Origin of the sequence: Rahnella aceris (genome assembly GCF_011684115.1) — a bacterium.
Taxonomy (GTDB): Bacteria; Pseudomonadota; Gammaproteobacteria; order Enterobacterales; family Enterobacteriaceae; genus Rahnella; species Rahnella aceris.
In genome coordinates, this window is record NZ_JAADJV010000003.1 from 193,956 (window position 1) to 217,205 (window position 23,250).

Sequence of the window (23,250 nt, forward strand, 5' to 3'; positions counted from 1 at the left end):
TTAATTAACAGACAATCCCAGCAGGATGAAATCGACGTGGGTTAACACAACGCTACTGATTTGCTGCCGGTTGGCCTTATCAAAGTTTGTCCAACCGGTGCGTAGTAAAATAGTTTCCCGCCCCAGTCGGAAGGCCAGAATCTGTCCGAGCAAAGCGTGAGTATGCAAAATGGTTTCGGTATCCAGGGGATCACGTCCAGTGTAACGGCCCACAAGGGAAGTCAGGTGGCTGTGCATCGGTGCTATCACACGATCGTGGATGAGCTGATAAGCGGGGGTTGGCGAAAGCTGTTCGCGAGAGATAAATTTGCTGAGATTCAGAGTTTCATCGGAGGTGAGCAGCCTTATCATTTGCTCACATGCCGTATGAATTAGCTGGCGGATTTGCGCTTTGTCTGATGGCGACTGACTCATAACCTCTTCGGCGCACTGCATGTGCTCAAGAAAGTTGTCGTTGATAAAATCAGCAATCCACCCAGCAGAAGCAATATACAGCTCTTCTTTTGAGCCGAAATAATAGGTGATAGCCGCAATATTTTGCCCGGCAAGAGCCGCGATATCACGGGTGGTCGCCTGCAAGCCATATTCACCAAACTGAGCGATGGCAGCTTTAATAAGGCTATTTTTAGCCTGTTCGCCACGAGAAGTTATGGGAGGTTGAGAGGTCGGCATATTGCCTCATAAAAGAGTTAATCAATCGATTGATTAAAAATAGGCCGAAACAAATAGGCTGTCCAGCGATGTGTTTGTATCCTGCGAGGTGGTGCGGACGATTTATTGGACTGTCAGGAAATTGTTTATGTATTCGTACGAAGATCGGAGACAGGCCCCTTCATCGCCGCCGTGTATGGCTCACCCGATTATTTTCGCCGCTTCCCTCTGCCGCAGACGTCGCAAGATTTGCAACAACATTTGTGTATTGGCCGGCGTGAAATCTCCAGCGGTAACCTGAATCGACCAGGTCAACGACCAACCAGACATGCAATGTGAAAAAAGATAATTCTTTTTGTTATAAAGACCCTTCCTTTTGTGAGGTTGTTCTCTGTTCTTTACCAGTAATCCCTTACCATTGTCGTGGATATGTTCGGTCCGCGCTTTTGTTCGCATCACCCGCTCCGCGCTTGATGCATTTTGTCTACCGCTCAAAAGCAGTCATGGACACATTAACAATCACATTTATGAACAGGGGAAGCTCAATGTCGACATATTATTTTCTGCCAACACGAAATGTATTTGGCGAAGGCAGTGTTCAGGAAGCCGGTACGCTGGCAAAAACGTTAGATGTAAAAAAAATCATGATTGTCACGGACGCTTTCCTGGCAAAAAGTGGCATGGCGGACAAAGTCGCTAAAATTTATGAAGAAGCCGGTATTGAAGCGCGTATATTTGGTGGCGCGGAACCTAACCCCACAGATAAAAACGTAGAGGCGGGGATTAGTTTTTACCGGGAACATGGCTGCAATGGTATTGTTTCACTCGGTGGCGGTTCCTCCCATGACTGTGCGAAAGGTATTGGATTAGTCGCAGCCAATGGAGGAAATATTCACGACTTTGAGGGTATTGATAAATCCAGCAACGATATGATCCCATTAATGGCAATCAACACCACCGCAGGTACCGCTTCAGAAATTACCCGTTTCTGCATCATCACTGATACAGCACGTAAAGTTAAAATGGCGATTGTTGACTGGCGCGTGACGCCTCAAATCTCGATTAACGACCCGGAACTCATGGTCGGGATGCCACCTTCACTGACCGCCGCGACCGGCATGGATGCGTTAACTCACGCCATCGAAGCGTACGTGTCTACCATGGCGAACCCGCTGACTGATGCCGCCGCGCTGCAAGCGATCAGGATGATCACCCAGTACCTTCCCAAAGCTGTGGCAAACGGCGAATATATGAAGGCAAGGGATAATATGGCCTACGCGCAGTACCTCGCCGGGATTGCCTTTAACAACGCTTCTCTGGGCTATGTCCATGCGATGGCGCATCAGTTGGGCGGGTTCTATAACCTTCCCCATGGGGTATGTAATGCCATTCTGCTGCCTTATGTTGAGTACTTTAACTTGATTGGCAACCTTAATCGCTTCCGCGATATTGCAGAGGCCATGGGGGAAAACGTGGCCGGGCTCTCTACCGATGAGGCTGCGGTTAAAGCCATTAACGCCATCCGCCGCCTGAGCAGGCAGGTTGGCATTCCTCGCGATCTGAAAAGCCTGGGCGTCAAACCTGAAGATTTTGCCATCATGGCCGAGAATGCGAAAAAAGATGTCTGCCAGTTAACGAACCCGCGCAAAGCGACTAAAGAGCAGGTCATTGAACTCTATCGTCAGGCTTATGAAGGCGAAGAGTAACGTTAGATAACTGCGCGACGATGGGCCTGAAAAACCTTCACCGTAAATGAATTAAGGCCTGGCTGCAGGTGACCTGCAGCTAAGCTGTGTCCCTTAATCATCCGGGCTATAGTAACTATCTGTTTTCAAGACATAGTAAACTATGCCTCGCTACGACCTTCCCGGCGAAGCATGGACCATCATCCAGTCCTTGTTGCCTCTTGAGCCTGCTACGCCACGGGGCGGACGGCCATGGGCACAGCACCGCATGATCATCAACGGCATGTTCTGGGTGTTGTGTTCAGGTGCCCTATGGCGCGATTTATCTAAACGATAGGGGCCGTGGAAAACCGTTTATCCGCTTTAACCAATGGTCAAAATCGGCAGTGATTAACCTTATTTTCAACAGGTTGCTTTATGGCCTTGTTGACTGGTCTGCCACAGCGATGGATGGCAGTAATATCCGGGCGCTGAAATGTGCTGCCGGCGCTCAAAAAAACATCCCTATATAACCGGAGATAATGGGCTGGGTCGCTCTCACGGTGGTTTTGGCATCAAAATCCATCGGGTGACAGGCGCAAGCGGTCTCCCGCTAAACATCGTGCTGAGTCCCGGACAGGCTCATGAAAGCCAGTTTGCGCAACGTCTTCTGGACGGTATTGGAGTTCAGCGTAAGGTAGGGGGTATTCGGTCAGCCCGGCATCTTCTGTGCCAATTTCATAAAGATACAATCCGGCTGCCTGCGGGCTGTCGTGGCCGCCAGTCGCACGCGAGGTATTGATCTTCAGCAGAAGCCGCTGGTGCGCCAGCTCAGCCTGATGGACTGGTACATCGCTTATGAACTGCAGGTGCATCTCCAGCTGGGCGAATCTCTTGCCACAGTGAGAAGCGAATTGCACAGTCACATTCAGGACGTATTCAACGAATTTAATGTGCAGATCATGTCGCCGAATTTTGTGAATCAGCCGGAAACGGCGGTCATGGTAACTCAGGATAACTGGTTCGCCGCACCCGCCTCACCGCCAGACAATCCGAAATGAAATCTATCAGACGGGTCAGCGCTTGCCTTTAATTGTTGTCCGGTTGTTAACCCTGCGGCGGGAACTGACCGAGTTGCATGAACGCGCCAAACCAGTCTTCCAGATGCCAGGTGGTGGTGACGCGTTCGCCATTCAGCTCATGAAATTCATGCAGCCGGATGCTGACAAATTTGCCGGTCGGTTCGATGCCCATAAAGTTGCCGTGATGGGTACCGGTAATTTCTGCGCGCACGGCAATCTTCCCCGGGGTCTGAAGAAGGTCGTGGATGGTGATCTTCACATCCGGAAAAGCCTCAATGAACCCCCGGATGATCGGTTTCAACCCTTCGGGGCCGGATGCCTGACCTGGCGCGAGGGGAATATCTTTCCAGTCCTGCGTGACTGCCTCATCCATTAAGTCCGGATCATGCAGGCTAAAAGCCTGATAGATTTTTTCAACGGCTTTACGCTCCGCGATAAGACGATTTGCCATCTCGCTATTGTTGTCTGACATCGTTAAATTCCTCTGGCTGATTGCATTTTTATAGGGTTAATGTGGTGCACGCAGCGAGTATCACATTCATATCAGTAATAATTGAAATAAGAAAAGCATATAGAGGAATATACGTTTTATGGATTTTAAGGGTCTCGATTTGAATCTGCTGGTCGCATTTGATGCGCTGATGGAAGAGCGGAATGTGACCCGTGCCGCCAGCAAAGCGGTGGTCAGTCAGCCCGCGATGAGCGCGGCATTGTCGCGCCTGCGAACGCATTTTGCGGATCCGCTGTTTATCCGCAGTGCTTCCGGTTTGCTGCCTACCGCCAGGGCAAAAGAGATCGGTTTGCATGTGTCAAAAGCACTTAACGAACTGAGTCATCTGCTGGCTCCGGACGACAATTTTGCGCCGGAAAACAGAAAAATGTCTTTTACGCTTGGCACGTCCGAATATCCGCTGATGGTGTTACTGCCCGGCATTATGCGGGCGATCAGCGAACAGGCGCCCGGAGTGACACTGCATGTGAGGACATTCACCGACCGCGATGTGTCCGTGTCGATGCTGGATGCCGGTGAGGTTGATGTGGTGATCGGTATTCCCCCGACCCGGCCGGAAAACCGCATCTTATCGCAGCCCTTGTTCAGTGATGAATTTGTCACGCTTATCCGCCGCGACAGTGATGCGGCACGCAACGGCATGACGTTAGAAACCTATCTCGGGATGAGCCATATTCTGGTCTCGCCGGAAGGAAATCATTATGGTCTGGTCGATGAACAACTCAGGGAGATGGGGCTGGCTCGTGAACTTCGTCTGACGTTGCCGACCATGGCTGGCGTTGCCGGTGTGGTGCAGCAGACGGGGTATGTCGCGACGGTGCTCAAACGCAGCGTGGTAGTGAGCGAGAAACACCCCAATATCGTGATGACCCTGCCGCCGGTGGCATTGCCGGAGATCCCGTTTTATCTGTTGTGGCACCGGCGTTCTGATGACAGCAATGCGCAGAAATGGCTGAGACAACTGATCTGCGCGCAGGCCCATGAATTGCTGTGAGTGACCAGACTCCGTTAATACCACGGGGCGAAGATTCAGCCACCGGGGAAACCATTCCCCCGCATGATGTGCCGGGGGATGTGTGAGAGCTAACCCGCAATTCCGTTCAGTTTTTCCATCACTTCATCGGACAAAATCACCTTCGCACTGGCCAGATTTTCCTGTAGATGCTGCGGCGATGACGTGCCGGGGATCAACAAGATATTCGGCGAGCGTTTGAGCAGCCAGGCCAGCGCGACCTGCATCGGCGTCGCCTGCAATTGTGCCGCTACTTCATCAAGCTGCGTTGACTGCAACGGCGAAAAACCGCCCAGCGGGAAGAACGGCACATACGCGATTTCCTGTTCAGCCAGGCTATCCACCAGCGCGTCGTCGTGACGGTTCGCCAGGTTATACATGTTCTGAACGCAGGCGATCTTCGTCAGTTTCTGTGCATCGGCGACCTGTTTTGCAGTCACATTGCTCAGACCTATATGACGGATCAGGCCGCGCTCTTTCAGCGTAATCAGCGCCTCCAGCTGCGGTGCCAGTGATCCTTCTTTTGGCTGACGTTCATCGAGCATGCTGCGCAAATTTACCACTTCCAGCGTCTCCAGCCCGAGATTGCGCAGGTTATCTTCCACCGCCTGCGTCAGTTCCTGCGGGCTGAAAGCCGGTAACCAGCCGCCTTTTTCATCACGTCGTGCGCCGACTTTTGTCACGATGCACAGATTATCGGGATACGGATGCAGGGCTTTTTTGATCAGCTTATTGGTTTCATGCGGACCATAAAAATCGCTGGTGTCGATGTGATTAACACCAGATGCCAGGGCATCACGCAGCACCTGAATGCCCCGTGCTTCATCGCTGATCGGGCCAAAAACGCCGGGGCCAGCCAATTGCATTGCGCCATAACCTAAGCGCGCCACTTCTCTGTCGCCGAGGGGGTAAGTCATTGAGGTGTGTGACATGGAATTCTCCTGTGTGATTGTTCACTGATTGTAGCCGCGGGCAGGTTGTGCAACTATCCGGTGAAATCAGGACAAACTGTACGGACTGGCGCACAATGGCGAAGGTTATCGCGCTGAATTCTGCACAGGACATTGTTTATTGATTTTTGCCCTGAAGATAATCAGGCCAGACGCCCATAAGAGCCGCATCGTGCAGCGCTCTGACGGTTATGGGTGTCACTTTTCCCTGCATCCGGTTTAGGGTAAAAATCAATGAACCGAGAACACCCGTTTTTTCGGGGAAATGGTTGGATGTGCGATAGTTTTTAGGTTTTACCTTGAACTGGATGAAAAAATCGTTCATCAGGATATCCGTCTGTATTTCACTCAGCGAAAGCTTTAACAATGAAAAATCACTCCCGCAGACCTTATTGTAAAAACCAAACACGGTGGGGTGGTTATGTTGTTCAAGAAAATCAATGATTTTCCCTTCCAGCACATCATTCACTGTCATATGTCCTCCCCAGCAATTCCCTGACAGCGTGGTAAACCTCAACAGGCAGAATCGCCATCATGGGATGTTCTGTTTTTTCACCATCAGGACGGTGCAAAATAATATGTTTATCCGGATCCTGACACGGACCGGTATAGGCTGGATTGGCTGTGGCAAAAAGACTGACTGTATTTACGCCAGCGGCCACTGCGATATGTAGCGGCCCGGTGTCACCCGTAACAAGAACATCCAGACTTTTCAACAGCGTGACTAATTCTGTCAACTGCGTATGACCAGACATTACGCATATATTGTTCTGATAGTGAGCGGGTAATTGTTTTAAGAAATCATTCGCCAGATTCTTTTCGGATGTTGTGCCTGTGATAATGATTTCCAGATCCCGATCGTTGTCTAATAACATACAGGCGAGTGTACTGAAAAAACATACCGGCCAGCGACGGGTCTCATTGGATGCCCCTAACTGAAATCCAATGCGCTGGCGTAAATACTGACGCGGTAAAAGAGTATTGATCACGGGAAGATGCATTGTCGTGTCGCCAGTATTTTCTCCCAGTGTTTCGAGTAGCTTCAATTTGCGCCGGATAGTATGTCCGTCATAGTAACCGGAATAGTGATCTAAATAACGATTAAGTTCGGGAGACTCACTGCCATAGTGGTCGCGTAAAATAATTTTACTGCCGGATAAAACAGCACAAAATATGTCATAAGGAAAGTGTGCGTGTAAAATAACGGAAATATCAGATTTGTGTTTTCTGAGTTTACATAACAAAGGTAATATTCTGACAACTTTATTATCCCATATATAAATATGGTCAAACCAATCATATTGCACAACCAGGCTGTGATTTTTTTTACTGGTAACCAGTATTATTTTGCTGGCTGGAAACCTATTCTTTAAATGCATGATTGCCGGTGTGTTCATGAGGTAGTCCCCCAGCGCGGTAGTGGAGTAAATGACAATATTACCCGGTGATGTTTCACGCTCTTGCAGCGAATATTTTTTTCTTCTCGTTAAAAAACAATAGATATGCAATATCGTCTTTATTACTTTTATCTTGATGGCTTTCATTTCTGTTCAGGTTACCCGCAACGCGATGATAGGGACTATTTTTCCATTAAATTACAAATAGAGTTTTAGGCTGTTACTCATTTTTTTGTATTTTCAGTAAGCACTTCATCTCTCAGTGCAACGAAATTGTTATAAACTTCATCGGTTGAAATATGAGAAACCTCTTCGTCTGCAGCAGCAATGATTCTGCACGGCACTTTCCATGGCCCCCAGACCTGCGGATCGCTGTTACCAAAAAGCGCCACCACTGGTTTTCCCACACCCGCTGCAATGTGCAATGCACCGCCATCGCTGGTGATTATCTGGTGGCACAGAGACATTCCTGCCATAAGTTCACGAATATTTACGGTATCGAAAGGAACCATAATAATATCTTTGCAGGCGTTGATGATGTACTGCGCTTTCTGGTCATCCCCGGGATGACACAAGTTATCTTCTGAACCTGGCGACCAGAAAAGAATAATTTTGCAAGGTTCGTCACGCGCCAGCCTGTGCGCGATTTCGATATAATTCTCAACGGGCCAGCGTTGTTTTTCTTTTCGGGCGCTGATCTGCAAACCATATAAGGGCATATTGTAAGTGTTTTTTATTTTGTGAGCTGCCAGTTCTTTTTCAGATTTTGTCACCCATAAAGCCAGTTTCCCCGGTTTGGCGTGACAATTTAAAGGCCTGGCGAGTTCAGCCATCTGTTCAACCATATGCATGCCATCCCGCATATAAGGTATTTTATCGGTGACAGAGTCTGGCGAATCACTTCCTATCGCGATGATTCGTTTGGCCCGTGATAATGTTGCCCATCGCAAAGGTCTTTTATTCCAGTTCCCTGCCACAATAGCTACATCATAACCTTCTTTCCGAATAGCCAAAGTGGTGACTACACGGCGTAAAATGGCTTTTATCTTTTGAGTGTAAGATCCTTCATGATGCAGTTTAGTATAATGATGAACTTTACTGACGCCGGGATTACCTTCAAGAACCTGTTTGTTGTAAGAATTAACCAGCACATCGACGTGATGATTTTTCGCCAGCATAGAAATCAGCGGGGTTGTAAGGATAAGATCACCAATGTTTTCCCGTCTGATTATTAATATTTTCATTTCTTTCCTCATTAAATACACTGTCATCAAGAATGTAACTTTATGCCTGACTCTTATCATTATATATAAACTTCATTATCATCATGCGGGTGTTCTATTAAAGGGCCGTCATAAAGACATAATGAAATTTACTGCTAAGGTAGACTTAATCCTAAAAAGTTAGTTCCACGCATAACGTCAGCGTAAAGGAAAGATTGTGTTAAAGATCGTTAGTATTTCGTGAGGAGCTTTCGGTTTAATTAATACCGCGATTCTCTGTGTGTCACTCGGGATCAATCAAATGATTGTCGCGATGTTGTGAGTGTGCAACTATCCGGTTAAATCAGAAGTAACTGTACAGGGTGACGCACAATGCCGATGGATATCGCGCTGTTGCACGCAGTGGTAGAAGTGGCCAAAGCCGGAGGATTTCGTGAAGCGGCACGCGTCACAGGCAGTAATGCATCCCGGCTGAGCGATGCTGTGCGCCGGGCCGAACAACAACTGGGCATTCGCTTATTTCACCGCACAACGCGGGCGGTGGTGTTGACCGAAGCGGGCAGGGCGCTGCTCGAGCGGTTGCTCCCGGCCATGAATGAAGTGGATGCGGCACTCGATGCTCTCAACCGTTATCGCAATACGCCCGGCGGTACACTGCGGCTGAATGTGCCGGTCAGCGCAACCCGGCTGGTTTTGCCTGCACTTGTGCCCGAATTTCTCCGGCGTTACCCCGATATCCAGCTGGAAATCATTGCTGAAAGTAACGTGCAGGATGTATTTCGTGATGGCTGCGATGCCGGTATTCGTTACGACGAACGTCTCGAGCAGGACATGGTGGCGATCCCCATCGGACCGCGCCGTCAGCGTTATGCGGCGGCGGCCTCCCCTGATTACCTGAATGTGCATGGACGGCCATCGCATCCGCGGGATCTGATACAACACCGATGCCTGCGTGGTCGCTATGCCAGCGGGATTATGCCGGACTGGGAGTTCGAACATGAGGGCGAAAGCCTCAGCGTTCAGGTCAGCGGCCCGCTGGTGGTGAGTGTAGGGGGCGCGGTGGATCTGGCGGTAGAAACGGCGGTGGCGGGTGCGGGTATTATCTATCTGTTCGAAGAATGGCTGCGGCCTGCCATTGCCAGCGGCAAACTGGAGGCTATCTTGCAACCATGGTGGCTGTCGTTTTCCGGGCCATATCTTTACTACAATGACCGGCGTCTGATCCCCGCGCCATTACAGGCGTTTATCGATTTTGTGCGCGAAGATAATCTCAAACATAAATTATCTGAGGAATCGAAAAGTAGCCTGTTAGTCGGCACTATAAAAAATAGCTTCGCTGGATGAAGACTCAACCGAGCAGACCAAGATGCTCGATGAGAATTGATGTACCGATACCAATCAGCACCACACCACCCAGAATTTCAGCCCATTTGCCCATCGCGGCACCGAGAAACCGGCCAAGCAACATACCGGATGTCGCCATGATGGTGGTGGCGGCACCAATAGTCAGCGCCATCACCAGAATATTCACCTGAAGAAAGGCCAGACCGACGCCCACAGCCATTGCATCCAGACTGGTCGCGACAGCTGCAGTGACCAGTACCCAGAAACCGTGACGACGTGGTGCCTGCGTATCTTCTTCCAATTTATCTTTCCTGAAGGCTTCCGCAATCATGCGGATACCAAGGATCAGCAGCAGGGTGAATGCCACCCAGTGATCCCAGCTCATAATAAACTGGCTGGCCGCCAGACCAATTCCCCATCCGATCACCGGTGTAATCGCTTCAATTACGCCAAAAATAAGCCCTGTGCGTAACGCCTCTTTTAGCGGTGGCCGGTGCAGAGAGGCACCTTTGCCAATAGCGGCTGCGAAGGCATCCATGGACATACCGAACGCCAGAATGAGGATGGTATAAAGTTGCATAAAACGGACCAGTCAGGCCTTCGGTAATCCCAAAGGCTATTTATTAATTGAGATGCGCAGTCTGCCACAAAAAACAAAATAGAAAAACCTTTATTTTCAGTATGTTATAGTGTTGGTTAAGAATGTTAGCACGGGCTATATTTGTTCAAAATGCCCGCAAAGTGATGAAAATTACGATGAGAAGCATCAAAAACATCAATCATCATAACGATGTAGAGTGAGTATGATTTATTCAGAAAATCTTACTGTTTCAGGACAGTACAGAACGTCACCAGGCCGAAGATCTCCAGTGACGCCGCATTCTGAATGTGATGATGAAGGTACAGGTACAGGTTGTGAAGTTATGCGTACCCTTGTATGGCGTGAAAACAATTATCATTGCAGGTCCTATCACATACTATTTCTTTAAAAAAGAGTTGAATGGGGAATGTCAAAAATGAAATGTAAAAATAATTATCATTTAATATTTCGTGGTATTTCTTGTTTTTATAAAAAATTCAAGCATTCCCTATTATAAATATTAAAATCTAATCTCGATAGATTCTATTTTTTCATTTACAAATAATTAAAATAACCCTGTATATTGTTATTTTTTATGAAAAAAATAAAATACTTTAGCAAAGGTAAATGTATTAGTAAGCAATCGGATATGTGAAAATCTATAATTACTGTTTATTATCACGGCCATATTAATTCTCTCTTTTAAACATTATGGTGATTTATCCGTGAGTAATACACAATATAAATTGAGCAAAGCGCGTCCCCCTCGCGTTCAAATTACGTACGACGTTGAAGTTGGCGGTGCTGAATCCAAAAAAGAATTACCTCTGGTGATGGGGGTTATCGGGAATTTTGCTAAAGATGATTTGCCACTGCGCGACCGTCGTTTTACGCACATTGATAAAGACAACTTTAATAATGTCATGGAAGGAATGAAGCCGGCTGTGGACATGCTGGTGGAAAGTACGTTGCCAGAAAAAGAAGGCCAGATGGCTATTGCACTGGAATTCAACTCTATGGATGACTTCTCTCCTGAAAACGTGGCGATGCAGGTGGAACCGTTGCGCAAACTTCTTGAATTACGCGAGCAACTGAGTGATTTGCGCAACAGAACTGCGAGCAATGACCGTCTGAAAGAGCAACTGGTTGAATTATTAGAGGGTATGGCGAAAGACGCAGAACCTGCCAAAGGGGAAGTAGAATGAGCGATATCCAGGTCATGAATGCTTCAGCTCAAGCTGAGCAGTCCGGTGATTATCTCGATCAAATTATCGATAATACTCAGGCCATCCGCCGGGAATCCGATCGTAATAAAGTAAAAAGCCAGTTGGATAACTTCCTGTCGGAAGTGGCATCAGGTGCGGTCATTGTTTCCAATGATCTGGTGGGTAGCATCGAAGCACGCATTGCCGCCATCGATGAACTGCTGTCTTCTCAAGTCAGCAAAATTATTCAGGCACCTGAATTCCAGCGTATGGAATCTTCCTGGCGTGGTTTGCACAAACTGGTGCAAAGCAGCGTCACGGAAAACACCAAAGTGCGTGTCTTTAACTGCACGAAGAAAGAGCTGCTGCGTGATTTTAAATCCGCCTCTGACTTTGATCAGTCTTCATTATTCAAAAGCATTTATGAAAGCGAATACGGTACCTTTGGCGGTGACCCTTACTCTGCTTTTGTGGGTGATTTTGAATTCGACTGTATGCCGGAAGATGTGCAACTGCTGGAACAGATTTCACATGTTGCCGCCGCCGCCCACGCGCCATTCCTGAGTGCTGCGAACCCTGGCATGTTTGCGATGGGATCGTTCTCCGAAATGCCGCGTCCGCGTGATCTGGGCAAACTGTTTGAAACCTCTGACTACGCCCGCTGGAAATCCTTCCGTCAGAGTGACGACTCACGTTATGTCGGCTTAACGCTGCCACGTGTTATCGGCCGTCTGCCTTACGGTGCAAAAACTGTATCCGTAGACGCGTTTAATTTCGAAGAAAAAATTGATGAAAATAATGAAGGAGCCAGCTATTTATGGGTCAACGCGGCTTATGATTTAGCGGGCCGTATGGTCGAGGCGTTTGAGGAACACGGCTGGTGTGCGGCGATCCGTGGTGTTGAAGGCGGCGGTTTGGTGAAGTCACTGCCGACCTACAATTACATTTCGCAGACCGGCGAAAAGGTCATGCAATGCCCGACAGAAGTGGCAATTTCTGACCGTCGCGAAAAAGAGTTAGCTGAGCTTGGTTTTATTCCGCTCATTTATTGCAAAGGTACAGATTACGCGGCGTTCTTCGCTGTGCAGTCGACCAATAAACCGCGTAAATACGATTCTGAGCTGGCGAATGCTAACGCCAAATTGTCAAGTCAGTTGCAATATATTATGACAACGTCGCGCTTTGCTCATTATCTAAAATCCATCGTGCGCGATAAAGTGGGCAGCTTCATGTCCAAATCTGAATGCCAGAATTTCCTGCAGAACTGGATCAACCAATATGTTGTGGGTTCAGATAATGTAGGACCAACGATTAAAGCAAGCCATCCGTTACGTGAGGCTGTGGTCGAAGTTGTTGATGTACCAGGTTCTCCGGGCAGTTATCGCGCCGTTGCGTATTTAAAACCGCATTTCCAGCTTGAAGGACTCAGCATGTCGCTGCGTCTGGTAGCGGAACTTCCTGCATCGACGGGTGCATAAATACTTAATCGTAAAAATAAGGATATAAAATGGCCACTGAATCGCTTTTCATGCAAATTGATGGTATTAAAGGCACTGTAAGTAATAAAGGTTATGAAGGTTGGATTGCCGTTGAGAATATGAATTTCGGTGTTTACTGCTCAGCTAAAATTGATAATGCTAGCGGTCAGGTAAACAGCGATGGCGTCAACTTTGATGCAATTTCATTTTCAAAAGTAATGGATACTACCTCTACTCAGTTATCCAATATGGTTGCGCAAGGCAGCAATGTTAAGCAAATTGTTATTGTTAAAGCATTGTTCCAGGGTGAGAAACTGGTTGAAGCACTCAAGCTGACCTATAAAAACTGTGTACTGAACAGCTACAACTTCAACGCTTATTCAGAAGGGGATGTTCCGAGTGAAAATCTGAGCTTTGTATTTGGTCAGATGACATTCGAAACTAATATGGTTGAGCCAGACGGTAAAACCAGCAAACAAGGTCCTGTGGGCTGGAATCTGGTTGAGAACACTAAGCTGTAATTTTTAAAACAACAGTGCACGCTGTAAGCGTGCACTGTATTAAGGCTTATTGATGAAGAGCTTATTACAGCAATTATCTGACAATAACCCAAAAGATCAAAATGACCTTATTGAGGAAGAAGACAAAAGCAGCACACTCATTGACGAAATATTGCTGCTTTTGTCTTCACGCCCCCGAAGTTACCGCATTGATAATATTCCACTGATTAATGAGTCGATACTTAATTATGGAGTCAGTGACGTTTTTTCCAGTGATACGCCTCGTCTTGAGCGCAATGCCATTATGCAATCACGTATTGAAATGGCATTACAACGCTTTGAACCAAGATTGAAAAACGTCTGCGTGACCCCCGGTGAAGAACTGGGAAGTCTTTGTTCATTCATTATTAATGCTGAAACATTCAATGGTGAAGTTCGCTACCGTCTAATGTGGGACGATGTCATCAGTCAATTTTCTCTGCGTGATTAACGAGTGTTTATAATGTTGGCGAAAAAATTAATTTCTTATTATCAGAATGAACTCGCTTACCTCAAAACGCAGGGGAAGGCGTTTGCCCGCCATTTCCCAAAAGTCGCCAGACGCTTAGGGATGTCAGAAGGTACGTCAGAAGATCCACATATTGAGCGAATTATTGAGTCCTTTGCGCTGGTCACGGCGCAGATTCAGCAACGTCTCGATGAGGATATGCCGGAAGTGACTGATGCATTGCTGACGGTGTTGGCTCCGCAATTTTTGCGTCCTTTTCCTTCGGTTTGCGTCGTACAAATGCAGCCAGATATCAAAGTCAGTGCGCTGACAGCCAGTAACCGCATTGACGCCGGAACAGCATTATTTTCCCGTCCGGTGAACGGACAGGTCTGCCGTTTTCGCACCACTTATCCGGTTACGCTTCAACCTGTCAGTCTGCATAACGTCAGCCTGCATCTGGATGCCGATGACATGAGCTGGAGTCTGAAAATACAATTATCGGTCTGGCCCGGTGCCACACTGGCGGCGGATTCCCTGAGGTTGCATCTCAGCGGCGCCAGTCGCATCGTCAACATCCTTTATACCTTGCTGTGCAGCGAAGTTGAGTCACTGACAGTTTTCCAGCAAGGGCAGAGTCATACGCTGTCGCCGCAAACTATACGTGCCGCAGGCTTCGGTGAAAATGAAGGCTTGCTTGCGGGTGATTCACGGGTTTCGCCCACTCACAGCCTGTTGCAGGACTATTTTTACTTCCCGCAAAAGTTTCATTTTATTGATATGCCGTTGCCTGCTGGCATGGTGGCGGGCAGTCAAAGCGAGCTTTCACTGGTGGTGAAATTCAACCGCTGCATGATAGCGCGCCAGCTGGAGAAAATAGCTGGTGCGGTGAACGAAAACCTGTTTCTGCTCAACTGCACGCCTGCTGTTAATCTTTTCGCCCATCGGGCCGAACCGATTTCACCTGATCACGAAACGGCGGAATATCCGGTTATCCCTGACATTCGTCACCAGGATGCGATGGAAGTCTGGTCTGTAGACGGCGTTTCGGCGATGCGCAAACTGGGCAATGAAACACAGTCCCGGCCTGTTTATCCATTGTTTGGTTTGGACCATTCCGCCAGTGACGGTGAAACCGGTTTGTTCTGGCAATGTATGCGCCGCGAAACCATGCAAAATGACGGTGTCGCCACATCGTTATTTATCGCTTTTTCTGACCGGGGAGAAAGCCCGTTAGCGCCCGGTTGCGACATTGTCAGCATGAACCTGACCTGCACCAATCGTGAGATTCCCGCAGCCATGCGCAACGGCGCTCCTGAAGGCGATTTCGAATCAGAGCTGCCGATTGCGGGCATGAAAATTATTGCGCTGACACGCCCGACGCTGCCGGTCAGGCCACCGGCTAAGCAGGCTACGCGCTGGCGTTTGATTTCTCAGCTTTCGCTCAACCATATGTTGATCAGTGGGCCGGAAGGCGCCCGTGTACTCAGGGAATCACTGGCGCTGTACAACTTTGTCGATAATCCGGGCATTACCCGCTTGATCAACCTGATCCTGCATGTCGAGTCTGGCCCGGTTGTTACCCGGCTGGCGCCTTTGGATCCCCGTTCCATGGCGCGGGGGATGGAGATCCGCATAACCTTTGCCAGCGAAGCGGCCGAAGAAGTTGAGTACTTCCTGCTGTGTCGCTTTATTGATTGTTTCCTGGCGTTGTACGCACCGGTCAACAGTTTCACCCGTGTAATCACCTGCATTGACTCACCGGGTGAAACTCCACGTACATGGCCTGTGCGGGCAGGAAGGCTATCATGGATCTAAGCAAAATCCTCAGTCCGCATAACTTTTTCCAACAGGTGCGGCTGATGTTACGCAGTCTGACCAGAGCACAGGGAAAAGACAGCAAACAGGTGCTCGAAGCGCAACTTGATTTCATTTCACCGCTCTCGCTGGATGCGCCGAAAGGTGACATTACGTCGGTAACTCCGCTGGATCAGCAGCGCTGGCAAGTTGAAGTGGCCGCCCAGGGACTGACGGGGGCACTGGGCGCGTTACCCACGGTATACACCGAGTGGATGATCGACCGCTATTACCGCCATGGGGACAAAACTGCCAAAGCTTTTTTGGACATTTTTAACCACCGGCTACATAGCCTGCGCTATCTCGCCTGGCAGAAATATCACTATTACGCCATGGCAGAATTCAGTGCAACACGGCCGCTGAGTCAGGCAATCCGTGCGTTATCCGGCGTGGCAAACAGTGCGCCATCTCTGCAGCAGGAGCAGTTTGCTGATTTATTTGCGCATTCAGTGCGCTCAATGCTCAACGTTGAAACCTGGTTAAAACACCGCTTTTCCGTGGCGGCGAAAGTCACGCCTTTTACCGGCGGATGGCAGGTCATGGACCCGGCCCAGTGTTGCCGGCTGGGAGAACCGTCACATACGCTGGCCGCTGCTCCCATGCTGGGCAGCGTGTACTGGGATCGGCAATCACATTTTACGGTGACACTGGGACCGGTGCCGATGAAAAACGCCGGTCTTTTTTTGCCAAAGGGCAAGCACTACCAAAATCTGTGGTCGCATCTGCGTGAATACGTTGGTCCGGGTCTGGATTTTGATATTGATCTGCTGATCGAAAATACCACGAACGTCGTTACCTCGTTGGGGTGCGGACAACTCGGGCTGGATATTTGTCTCGGGGCCTCCGAGGGAGCAGGCCAGCATAAAATTCGTTTACCCGTCTGCCGGGAAGGAAAATAAAAAATGTCGAAAGTAGCAGGACAAGACAACCGGTTTATCCGTTTCGTTGGCGATGCCGCTGATTCACTGACGCTGATGTATATCGAGGGCGATGAACAATTCTCTGACACCTTCAGCTATCAGGTCCAGTTTCGCACGTCGTTAATGACTCCGCAGATGGGGCGTTTTCTGGGGCATGAAATGGCCTGTGAGATTGGCCGTGGCAACCAAAAGCGCTACGTGCATGGTGTGCTGACACAGATTAAAGAAGACAATAATGTCGATGGCATCAGTACCTTCACCGGTACGCTGGAACCGCGCATGGCATTGTTGCGTCTCGGACGTAACCTGGCGGTTTTCCAGAATATTACCGTACCGGATTTAGTGTGCAAGCTGCTGCGCCAGCAGAACATCAGCCACATTGATTTGCGTCTGCGTGCGACTTATCAGCCGCGTGAATACTGCATTCAGTATCGCGAATCCGATTTTGACTTCATTAGCCGCCTTCTTGAGCAGGAAGGGATCTATTACTTCTTCCAGCATGATGCCGGGCAACACACGCTGGTACTGGCCGATCATCCGTCCAGCCATCAGTCTGGCAAAACGGCGGAGTTACCCTTTATGCCACTGCAGGGGCGAGGCGATGGCGTCGGTATCCTGAACTGGGTGGCCAGTTCTTCACTGGCGGCCTCTTCCGTGATGCTCAAAGGTTTTAACATTGTGCAGGCAGCCAGTGTGGAGGGCGAATCGAAAGCCGTGGAAGCGGAATATTCCGTGCCGGGTGTCAGCTACGTGGACGCGCACGGCCATGAAAAACGCGAATTACTGCAATCAGAAGCCCGGCTGAAGATGGAACAGCTTGAGGCCGATAACCAGCAGTTTTACGCCGAAGCCAGCGTGTGGTGGCTAGGCTGTGGCGATAAATTCCTTCTGAGCGGGCATCCTTCCTGTCGGGGAAACTACCGAATCAAGTCGGTTCATATGCATGCATCAAGCAACATTGATGACGGGCAGCCTGATTTTGGCTACGCGCTCACTGTGTTGAAAGACAGCCTTTCCTGGCGTCCGCCGTGCCTCACCAGACAACCTGAAATCGCCGGTATTCTGACCGCCATCGTTGTCGGGCCAAAATCAGAAGAAGTCCACACGGACGAATATGGCCGCATCAAAATTCAGTTCCCGTGGGATCGCGAAAACAAACATGACGATGGCAGTTCCTGCTGGGTGCGGGTTTCGCAGCCGTGGGCGGGTGGCCGTTTCGGCGCCATGTTCCTGCCTCGCGTCAACAGCGAAGTTACGGTCAGCTTTGTGCATGGCAACCCTGATTATCCTCTGGTGACCGGCTCGGTATACAACGGGCAAAACAAACCGCCGCTGAGCCTGCCTGAGGAGAAAAATCACGCCGGATTCGTTTCACGCAGCTCCCTCAACGGCAATGTTGAAGAAGGCCATGAGTTGCGCTTCGACGATAAAAAAGGCGAAGAGCGTCTGGTCATCACCTCGCAAAAAGATCTGCTGCTGACGGTGAAAAACGACGTCACCACCCGTATTACCAAAAACGTCACTGAAACCATTGGTGAGAACCGCACGACCGAGTTAACCAAAGGTAATGAAAGCCTGACGCTCAAACAGGGCGATTATGCCCTGGATATTAAAGGCAATTTGCAGGAAAGCCTGACCAGCGGTAACCATCAGCTAAACATCAGTGGTGGCGGTAGCACGGTCAAAGCGGACAAAGCCTGCGTTATTGAATCGACCCAGTCTATCGAATTAAAAGTCGGTAGCAGCAAAATTACTCTTTCTCCTTCCGGCATTACGCTGAGCGGCACCACGATCAAAATTGAAGGGAAGGGCACGGCAGAACTTAAAGGTGCGATGGTCACTGTTCAGGGTAGTGGTATGACCCAGATCAAGGGCGGCGTGACGATGATTGGCTGAGGAAATGAATAACATGAAAGAAAAACTGCTCACGCCGGAAGCGCTTGCTGCTTACAACCCGCTGCAAAACGGCGCTGAAAACGCAGCGCAACTGATGATCGCAGAACGCTGGGAAGATGCGCTGGCAAGCGTGGCGGCTGATTCTGTGCAGGAGAAACTGTTGGCATGGACGCTGCAAAAGGCGCTGGCCCGCCCTGAATCACAGGAACCCGCGATGCAGCAATGTGCCAGTGAAATCCATCAGTGGCTGGCAAATCCTGATGATGACCGGCGTTTCCGTATTTTCCAGCAGGCAGAACAGCTCGGGTTTGATACCCCCGTTGGCGCGCTCGGCCTGTCACTGTTCTGGATGCAAGGCAGCATGACACCCGCAGAGTTCGATGCGGTGTACCCAGAACCCCATTTGTCCCGTCTGATGCTCCATTGTGCGTTGAAATTGCTCAGCGTGGCGATCGCGGCGGAAGACGCGCCACTTAAGGGAGCACAGACATTGCTTTCTGAGTGGCACGCTGCCGGGGGAGGTTACTGATGGGACAGCCCGCTGCTCGCGTTGGCGATATGCATGTTTGCCCGATGGTGACACCCGGCTTACCCCCGATCCCACACGTTGGCGGACCGGTGACCACTCCCGGTACGCCGACCGTACTTATCGGAGGTATGCCTGCCGCGACTATGGGCTCGATGGCAGTGTGCGTCGGACCACCGGATTCGGTCATCATGGGCAGCACGAAAGTGCTGATTGGCGGTAAACCCGCAGCGCGGATGGGCGACAGCACAGCGCATGGCGGAACCATTGTTGCGGGTTGCCCGACCGTACTGATTTCATAGAGTGTATTGAAATGATAATGAATTTTGAGCCCTTGCTTGCCCCGTTCAGCGGCGATCATCCTGTCGGGCGCAACATGGAATATGAGCCGGTCTATAACGAAATCCGTGAGGCGCGGGAAAGCGATCCTGACTATTTGCCGCAGGGCGAATGGGCCACTGAATTGCGTAAAGCCGACTGGAGCAAAGTCGTTCGCTTAAGCGCGAAGGTTTTGCAGGCAGAAAGCAAAGATTTGCAGGTGGCTTGCTGGCTGATCGAAGGGTTGAGCCAGCAACACGGGATCCGCGGCCTGCTGGACGGTACCGGTTTTCTGATACCGTTTATACAAACTTACTGGCAAACCGGCTGGCCGGAGCTGGATGAGGACGGCGTCATAATCCGCCATGGCATGATTAATCGTCTGGACCGCCAACTGGCGCAAATGCTGCATTGTCATCCTCTGTTTGGACAGCCGGAAAGCACGCTGGATCACTGGCGCAAGGTGCTCGCTTATGAGCACCGGGTGACGATGAAACCTGACAGCGCTGCGGAACGGGGCAGTGACGATGATTTCTCGATGGATACCTTCAACCGTTGGGCTGCCACACTGGATCCGCAGAAAGTTGCCGCACAGAACGAGGCGTTAACTCAACTGATGACTATGCTGGATACGCTTGAAACCCTCTATGGTCAGCTGAATCCGCAGGCTGATTCTCTGGCAATGGGGCAGATGCGTAGTGCCGTCGCCGAAATGCAGGAATTTGTGAAACGCCTGTTTGACCGTGCGGCACCGGCATATGACGACGTGATGACCCTTAACGTATTAATGCCTGACGAAGATGAGCAAGCCAATGACGTCAGTTCACTGATGAATAACACCAAAAAACAAACGATGTCACGGGATCTGGCCATCAGCCAGATGCTGACCATTGCCCATTTTTTCCGTCAGACCGAACCGTCAAGCCCCGTCCCTTTTCTGATGGAGCGTGCGGCGCGCTGGGCGGCTATGACGTTGACCGAATGGCTGGAAGAGATGTTGCAGGATGACAGCAGTATGCGCGATATCAACAAAGTATTGAAAGGACACGGCAGAGAATGAGGGGGAAAAGGGGACTGACCGGGCTGATACTGAGTGTCATGCTGCTGGCAGGTTGCGCGTCAGATGATGGGCAAAGCCGTCAGAAGGCGATCAGTGAAGTGGCTGCGCCTTTCGCGAATGGGGCTATCACTCTGCAACTGCGGGCTGAGCCGGGGCTGAACAGCCTGAACGACATGCCCAACAGCTGTACAGTATTACTGCTACAAGCCAAGGATAAACCGACGCTGGATAAAATACTGGGTAATCCCGCGACGCTGAAAAGCTTGTTTGCCGGTGCCGGCAGCGAAGGAGACGTTTTGCAGGTGGATCGTTACGTCATGATGCCGGGACAAACCAACACGGTGCATATTGATCGCGCCCGAGATACCCGCAATGTGGCGCTGGTCGCAGGCTACTATCCGTTCCCGGTAAAGAAACACATGGTCAGCGCACTGGTGCCGGTAGAGTCTGAGAGCACTGGCTGGTGGGAGCCTGTCTGGCAGGCGCATTTAGCGCCGGTCACTCTTTCTGTCACCTTAGGCAGTGAAAGTATTGTCAGTGCAGATGTCCCTGTTGCCGGAGAGAAAAAATAATGTATCCAGAACAACAGCAAATTTACTGGCATTCCGGGCTTTATCTGCAGCCGCAGCACTTTCAGTCACTTGACCTGCATTATGAATGGAACCTCGCGCAGCATTTGCGGCTGGCGCAGCCCTATAATCACGGGCTGATTGAGGTGAGTATTAATGAAGCAGCACTGAGCGACTACGTGATCAGCGTTGAGCAGATCCGTTGTATTTTGCCCGGCGGTACCTTGCTCTCACTGCCCGGCAACAGCCGTGTTGAACAACGCAACTTCCGTGACCTCTGGAAACAGCGCGATCAGCCGCTGACCATCTGGCTGGCTTTACGTCGCTTTGATCCGCTGCACAGTAATGTCACCACGCTGGAAAAAGAGCATGATCGCGCCGTCACGCGCTGGATCAACACCAGCGAAGAGCGGGTGATGAAAGATGTCTATGATCATGCGCCGGATGCTGCAGTGGCACGCCTGTGCTACAACGTCAGGTTGCTGACGGACGTTGAAAAAGACGATGCGGTTGACTGCGAATGCATTCCACTCACCCGACTGCGTTATGAAAACGAACGGGTGATCCTCGATCCGACATTCTCGCCACCTTCCGTGACACTTTTTGGATCATTCAGCCTCGGCAAGCTGATTGACACTATTTATTTTGAACTGAGTGCGCGGGCCAGGAAGCTTGAAGAATACAAACGCTCAGAGCGACTGGTCAGCGATGCCGACCGTGGCGACCAGATGACACAGTTGTTAGCGATGCGTTCTCTCAACCGGGTGTTGCCACAACTGAAAAATTTCTGTCAGGCGCGCCAGGTTCATCCATGGCAAGTCTACAACGTGTTGTGCCAGCTGGTGGGCGATCTTTCCTCATTCAATGACAGCTGCACCTTCCTTGGTGAGTGGCACGACGGTGAAAATTCACTGCAAACCTACAACCACAATGAATTGCTGAGTTGTTTCGAAAGCGCCCGTAAGACGCTGATTACCTTGTTGAACAGTCTGGTGCTTGAGGACAATACGTACATCACGCTGGAAAACGATCTTCAGGGCGTGTTCACCGGAAGCTTTGACAGCGCGCAGAGCAAAAATCCCGAAACGGTACTGCTGCTGTTACGTTCCGCCAGCATGCCGATGGAAAATCGTCAGATAAAAAATCCGGGTGGCATCAAACTGGCTTCACCAAGAATGATCGAACCACTGATCCAGCATGCTCTGCCGGGCATTCCGGTAGTTCGTTGTCCACAGCCACCGCGGGGTGTACCAAACCGCAGAGATTCGCATTATTTCCTTGTCGAGCAGGATAGCGAATTGTGGAACAAAGCCCGGCAGCACAGCAGCATTTCCTTCTACTGGCCAGACATGCCGGAAGATCTTCAGGTGCAAATTATATTTGTGGTGCCTTCATGATGAGTTTGCTCAATTGTTATTTACCGCTGTTTCGCTATGTGACGGCGTTTTTTATTAATCCGCAGGAATATTCTGATTACAGAGAGTTTCGCGAAAAAATTATTACTTTATTACAGCAGGCGCTGCTTGAGTCAGAACGTCATCATGAAAAAGCAGAGTGCGATGATGCTTATTTCGCGGTGGTGCTGTGGGTAGATGAGCGGGTATTAAGATCCCGCGCGGAGTGGGTGAAAGAATGGCGAAGCAATCTGTTGCAGAAATATTATTTTGATATTTCTGTCGGCGGCGAGGCATTTTTCGACCGGCTGGATCAAACCGATAAAACCAATACACAACTGAGAATGGTGTATCTGTTCTGTCTGCTGATGGGCTTCCACGGAAAATATACCTCACAGGATGCGCAGCTTTTGCAACAGCGCATCGAGGATGAGCGGCAATGCTTGCCACAAGCCTGGCGTCACTGGCCGAACAATGCCTTGCTGGTTGAACAGGACGCAGGCGGCGGCGAAAAAAATAAAACGGTGGTGAAAAAACTACGCCAGCGTAAAGGGCTGTTACTGGCACTGCCTGTTGTCGTCTATTTAGTGATTTTGTCCACCGGCTTAGGGATATTTTTCAGGTAA

23 protein-coding genes and 2 pseudogenes are annotated in these 23,250 nt (G+C 50.0%); 18 read left to right on the forward strand and 7 right to left on the reverse strand.

Features of this window, described 5'->3' with window-relative positions; translation table 11 throughout:
• Positions 1-672 carry a transcriptional regulator CecR gene (cecR, locus tag GW591_RS16395; RefSeq protein ID WP_013578163.1) on the reverse strand — a complete coding sequence of 224 codons (672 nt, stop codon included), beginning with the start codon at positions 670-672 and terminating at the stop codon, positions 1-3.
• Between the two features lie 524 nt (positions 673-1,196).
• Here cecR and GW591_RS16400 point away from each other — a divergent pair.
• The 3 genes and pseudogenes from GW591_RS16400 to GW591_RS16410 all read left to right on the forward strand — a co-directional run.
• On the forward strand, positions 1,197-2,357 hold the full coding sequence (locus GW591_RS16400; RefSeq protein WP_013578164.1) for an iron-containing alcohol dehydrogenase: 1,161 nt from the start codon (positions 1,197-1,199) through the stop codon (positions 2,355-2,357).
• Between the two features lie 142 nt (positions 2,358-2,499).
• A pseudogene (locus GW591_RS16405) lies at positions 2,500-3,039 on the forward strand (IS5 family transposase); the annotation flags it as partial.
• A 49-nt stretch (positions 3,040-3,088) separates the two neighbouring features.
• Positions 3,089-3,376: pseudogene (locus GW591_RS16410) on the forward strand (mechanosensitive ion channel protein MscS); the annotation flags it as partial.
• Positions 3,377-3,422: 46 nt separating this feature from the next.
• On the opposite strand, the gene GW591_RS16415 reads toward GW591_RS16410, so the two are convergent.
• Positions 3,423-3,869 (reverse strand): ester cyclase, encoded by a 447-nt coding sequence (locus GW591_RS16415; protein WP_112151407.1) that lies wholly within the window; start codon positions 3,867-3,869, stop codon positions 3,423-3,425.
• 118 nt (positions 3,870-3,987) lie between these two features.
• Here GW591_RS16415 and GW591_RS16420 point away from each other — a divergent pair, with 118 nt between their 5' ends.
• Positions 3,988-4,902: a LysR family transcriptional regulator gene (locus tag GW591_RS16420; protein WP_166861010.1), complete on the forward strand. Its 915-nt coding sequence runs from the start codon at positions 3,988-3,990 to the stop codon at positions 4,900-4,902.
• An 89-nt stretch (positions 4,903-4,991) separates the two neighbouring features.
• Here GW591_RS16420 and GW591_RS16425 read toward each other — a convergent pair whose 3' ends face one another.
• From GW591_RS16425 to GW591_RS16440, 4 genes are all read right to left on the reverse strand, one after another.
• Positions 4,992-5,852, reverse strand: coding sequence for an aldo/keto reductase family oxidoreductase (locus GW591_RS16425; RefSeq protein WP_166861012.1), 861 nt, complete (start codon positions 5,850-5,852; stop codon positions 4,992-4,994).
• A 136-nt stretch (positions 5,853-5,988) separates the two neighbouring features.
• The gene (locus GW591_RS16430) at positions 5,989-6,345 is read right to left on the reverse strand and encodes a DUF1493 family protein (protein WP_013578168.1); all 357 of its coding nucleotides are present in this window, start codon (positions 6,343-6,345) and stop codon (positions 5,989-5,991) included.
• The gene (locus tag GW591_RS16435) at positions 6,332-7,414 is read right to left on the reverse strand and encodes a glycosyltransferase family 9 protein (protein WP_166861014.1); all 1,083 of its coding nucleotides are present in this window, start codon (positions 7,412-7,414) and stop codon (positions 6,332-6,334) included. The genes GW591_RS16430 and GW591_RS16435 overlap by 14 nt, the downstream gene beginning before the upstream one ends.
• Positions 7,415-7,491: 77 nt before the next feature.
• The gene (locus GW591_RS16440) at positions 7,492-8,511 is read right to left on the reverse strand and encodes a glycosyltransferase family 9 protein (RefSeq protein ID WP_013578170.1); all 1,020 of its coding nucleotides are present in this window, start codon (positions 8,509-8,511) and stop codon (positions 7,492-7,494) included.
• A gap of 351 nt (positions 8,512-8,862) precedes the next feature.
• Between GW591_RS16440 and GW591_RS16445 the strand changes: the two genes are divergently transcribed.
• On the forward strand, positions 8,863-9,834 hold the full coding sequence (locus GW591_RS16445) for a LysR family transcriptional regulator (protein WP_013578171.1): 972 nt from the start codon (positions 8,863-8,865) through the stop codon (positions 9,832-9,834).
• A 4-nt stretch (positions 9,835-9,838) separates the two neighbouring features.
• Here GW591_RS16445 and mntP read toward each other — a convergent pair whose 3' ends face one another.
• Positions 9,839-10,414: a manganese efflux pump MntP gene (mntP, locus tag GW591_RS16450; RefSeq protein ID WP_013578172.1), complete on the reverse strand. Its 576-nt coding sequence runs from the start codon at positions 10,412-10,414 to the stop codon at positions 9,839-9,841.
• A gap of 725 nt (positions 10,415-11,139) precedes the next feature.
• On the opposite strand from mntP, the gene tssB reads away from it, so the two are divergent.
• The 13 genes from tssB to GW591_RS16515 are packed head-to-tail and all read left to right on the forward strand — an operon-like array spanning position 11,140 to position 23,250.
• On the forward strand, positions 11,140-11,619 hold the full coding sequence (tssB, locus tag GW591_RS16455) for a type VI secretion system contractile sheath small subunit (protein ID WP_013578173.1): 480 nt from the start codon (positions 11,140-11,142) through the stop codon (positions 11,617-11,619).
• Positions 11,616-13,097, forward strand: a complete 1,482-nt coding sequence (gene tssC, locus GW591_RS16460; RefSeq protein ID WP_013578174.1) for a type VI secretion system contractile sheath large subunit — start codon at positions 11,616-11,618, stop codon at positions 13,095-13,097. Before tssB ends, tssC begins: the two co-directional genes overlap by 4 nt.
• Before the next feature lie 29 nt (positions 13,098-13,126).
• Positions 13,127-13,618, forward strand: coding sequence for an Hcp family type VI secretion system effector (locus GW591_RS16465; protein ID WP_013578175.1), 492 nt, complete (start codon positions 13,127-13,129; stop codon positions 13,616-13,618).
• Between the two features lie 52 nt (positions 13,619-13,670).
• A complete protein-coding gene (locus GW591_RS16470; protein WP_013578176.1) occupies positions 13,671-14,087 on the forward strand; it encodes a GPW/gp25 family protein in 417 nt (138 codons plus the stop codon).
• 12 nt (positions 14,088-14,099) lie between these two features.
• On the forward strand, positions 14,100-15,902 hold the full coding sequence (gene tssF, locus GW591_RS16475; protein WP_013578177.1) for a type VI secretion system baseplate subunit TssF: 1,803 nt from the start codon (positions 14,100-14,102) through the stop codon (positions 15,900-15,902).
• On the forward strand, positions 15,893-16,840 hold the full coding sequence (tssG, locus tag GW591_RS16480; RefSeq protein WP_013578178.1) for a type VI secretion system baseplate subunit TssG: 948 nt from the start codon (positions 15,893-15,895) through the stop codon (positions 16,838-16,840). Before tssF ends, tssG begins: the two co-directional genes overlap by 10 nt.
• A 3-nt stretch (positions 16,841-16,843) precedes the next feature.
• Positions 16,844-18,757: a type VI secretion system Vgr family protein gene (locus tag GW591_RS16485; RefSeq protein ID WP_166861016.1), complete on the forward strand. Its 1,914-nt coding sequence runs from the start codon at positions 16,844-16,846 to the stop codon at positions 18,755-18,757.
• Positions 18,758-18,770: 13 nt separating this feature from the next.
• The gene (locus tag GW591_RS16490) at positions 18,771-19,286 is read left to right on the forward strand and encodes a DUF6931 family protein (protein ID WP_013578180.1); all 516 of its coding nucleotides are present in this window, start codon (positions 18,771-18,773) and stop codon (positions 19,284-19,286) included.
• Entirely contained in the window at positions 19,286-19,585 is a 300-nt protein-coding gene (locus GW591_RS16495) for a PAAR domain-containing protein (RefSeq protein ID WP_013578181.1), read from the forward strand. Before GW591_RS16490 ends, GW591_RS16495 begins: the two co-directional genes overlap by 1 nt.
• A gap of 11 nt (positions 19,586-19,596) precedes the next feature.
• Complete coding sequence (gene tssA / locus GW591_RS16500; RefSeq protein WP_013578182.1) at positions 19,597-20,661, forward strand: type VI secretion system protein TssA; 1,065 nt, start codon at positions 19,597-19,599, stop codon at positions 20,659-20,661.
• Positions 20,658-21,233 carry a type VI secretion lipoprotein TssJ gene (locus tag GW591_RS16505; protein WP_013578183.1) on the forward strand — a complete coding sequence of 192 codons (576 nt, stop codon included), beginning with the start codon at positions 20,658-20,660 and terminating at the stop codon, positions 21,231-21,233. The genes tssA and GW591_RS16505 overlap by 4 nt, the downstream gene beginning before the upstream one ends.
• Complete coding sequence (tssK, locus tag GW591_RS16510) at positions 21,233-22,627, forward strand: type VI secretion system baseplate subunit TssK (protein ID WP_166861018.1); 1,395 nt, start codon at positions 21,233-21,235, stop codon at positions 22,625-22,627. The genes GW591_RS16505 and tssK overlap by 1 nt, the downstream gene beginning before the upstream one ends.
• Complete coding sequence (locus GW591_RS16515) at positions 22,624-23,250, forward strand: DotU family type IV/VI secretion system protein (RefSeq protein ID WP_112197334.1); 627 nt, start codon at positions 22,624-22,626, stop codon at positions 23,248-23,250. The genes tssK and GW591_RS16515 overlap by 4 nt, the downstream gene beginning before the upstream one ends.

What these genes read in the sequence shown, in the direction of transcription:
- cecR (WP_013578163.1), bottom strand. Translation starts at nt 672, where the DNA reads ATGCCGACCTCTCAACCTCCCATAACTTCTCGTGGCGAACAGGCTAAA.
- GW591_RS16400 (WP_013578164.1), top strand. Translation starts at nt 1,197, where the DNA reads ATGTCGACATATTATTTTCTGCCAACACGAAATGTATTTGGCGAAGGC.
- GW591_RS16415 (WP_112151407.1), bottom strand. Translation starts at nt 3,869, where the DNA reads ATGTCAGACAACAATAGCGAGATGGCAAATCGTCTTATCGCGGAGCGT.
- GW591_RS16420 (WP_166861010.1), top strand. Translation starts at nt 3,988, where the DNA reads ATGGATTTTAAGGGTCTCGATTTGAATCTGCTGGTCGCATTTGATGCG.
- GW591_RS16425 (WP_166861012.1), bottom strand. Translation starts at nt 5,852, where the DNA reads ATGTCACACACCTCAATGACTTACCCCCTCGGCGACAGAGAAGTGGCG.
- GW591_RS16430 (WP_013578168.1), bottom strand. Translation starts at nt 6,345, where the DNA reads ATGACAGTGAATGATGTGCTGGAAGGGAAAATCATTGATTTTCTTGAA.
- GW591_RS16435 (WP_166861014.1), bottom strand. Translation starts at nt 7,414, where the DNA reads ATGAAAGCCATCAAGATAAAAGTAATAAAGACGATATTGCATATCTAT.
- GW591_RS16440 (WP_013578170.1), bottom strand. Translation starts at nt 8,511, where the DNA reads ATGAAAATATTAATAATCAGACGGGAAAACATTGGTGATCTTATCCTT.
- GW591_RS16445 (WP_013578171.1), top strand. Translation starts at nt 8,863, where the DNA reads ATGCCGATGGATATCGCGCTGTTGCACGCAGTGGTAGAAGTGGCCAAA.
- mntP (WP_013578172.1), bottom strand. Translation starts at nt 10,414, where the DNA reads ATGCAACTTTATACCATCCTCATTCTGGCGTTCGGTATGTCCATGGAT.
- tssC (WP_013578174.1), top strand. Translation starts at nt 11,616, where the DNA reads ATGAGCGATATCCAGGTCATGAATGCTTCAGCTCAAGCTGAGCAGTCC.
- GW591_RS16465 (WP_013578175.1), top strand. Translation starts at nt 13,127, where the DNA reads ATGGCCACTGAATCGCTTTTCATGCAAATTGATGGTATTAAAGGCACT.
- GW591_RS16470 (WP_013578176.1), top strand. Translation starts at nt 13,671, where the DNA reads ATGAAGAGCTTATTACAGCAATTATCTGACAATAACCCAAAAGATCAA.
- tssF (WP_013578177.1), top strand. Translation starts at nt 14,100, where the DNA reads ATGTTGGCGAAAAAATTAATTTCTTATTATCAGAATGAACTCGCTTAC.
- tssG (WP_013578178.1), top strand. Translation starts at nt 15,893, where the DNA reads ATGGATCTAAGCAAAATCCTCAGTCCGCATAACTTTTTCCAACAGGTG.
- GW591_RS16485 (WP_166861016.1), top strand. Translation starts at nt 16,844, where the DNA reads ATGTCGAAAGTAGCAGGACAAGACAACCGGTTTATCCGTTTCGTTGGC.
- GW591_RS16490 (WP_013578180.1), top strand. Translation starts at nt 18,771, where the DNA reads ATGAAAGAAAAACTGCTCACGCCGGAAGCGCTTGCTGCTTACAACCCG.
- GW591_RS16495 (WP_013578181.1), top strand. Translation starts at nt 19,286, where the DNA reads ATGGGACAGCCCGCTGCTCGCGTTGGCGATATGCATGTTTGCCCGATG.
- tssA (WP_013578182.1), top strand. Translation starts at nt 19,597, where the DNA reads ATGATAATGAATTTTGAGCCCTTGCTTGCCCCGTTCAGCGGCGATCAT.
- GW591_RS16505 (WP_013578183.1), top strand. Translation starts at nt 20,658, where the DNA reads ATGAGGGGGAAAAGGGGACTGACCGGGCTGATACTGAGTGTCATGCTG.
- tssK (WP_166861018.1), top strand. Translation starts at nt 21,233, where the DNA reads ATGTATCCAGAACAACAGCAAATTTACTGGCATTCCGGGCTTTATCTG.
- GW591_RS16515 (WP_112197334.1), top strand. Translation starts at nt 22,624, where the DNA reads ATGATGAGTTTGCTCAATTGTTATTTACCGCTGTTTCGCTATGTGACG.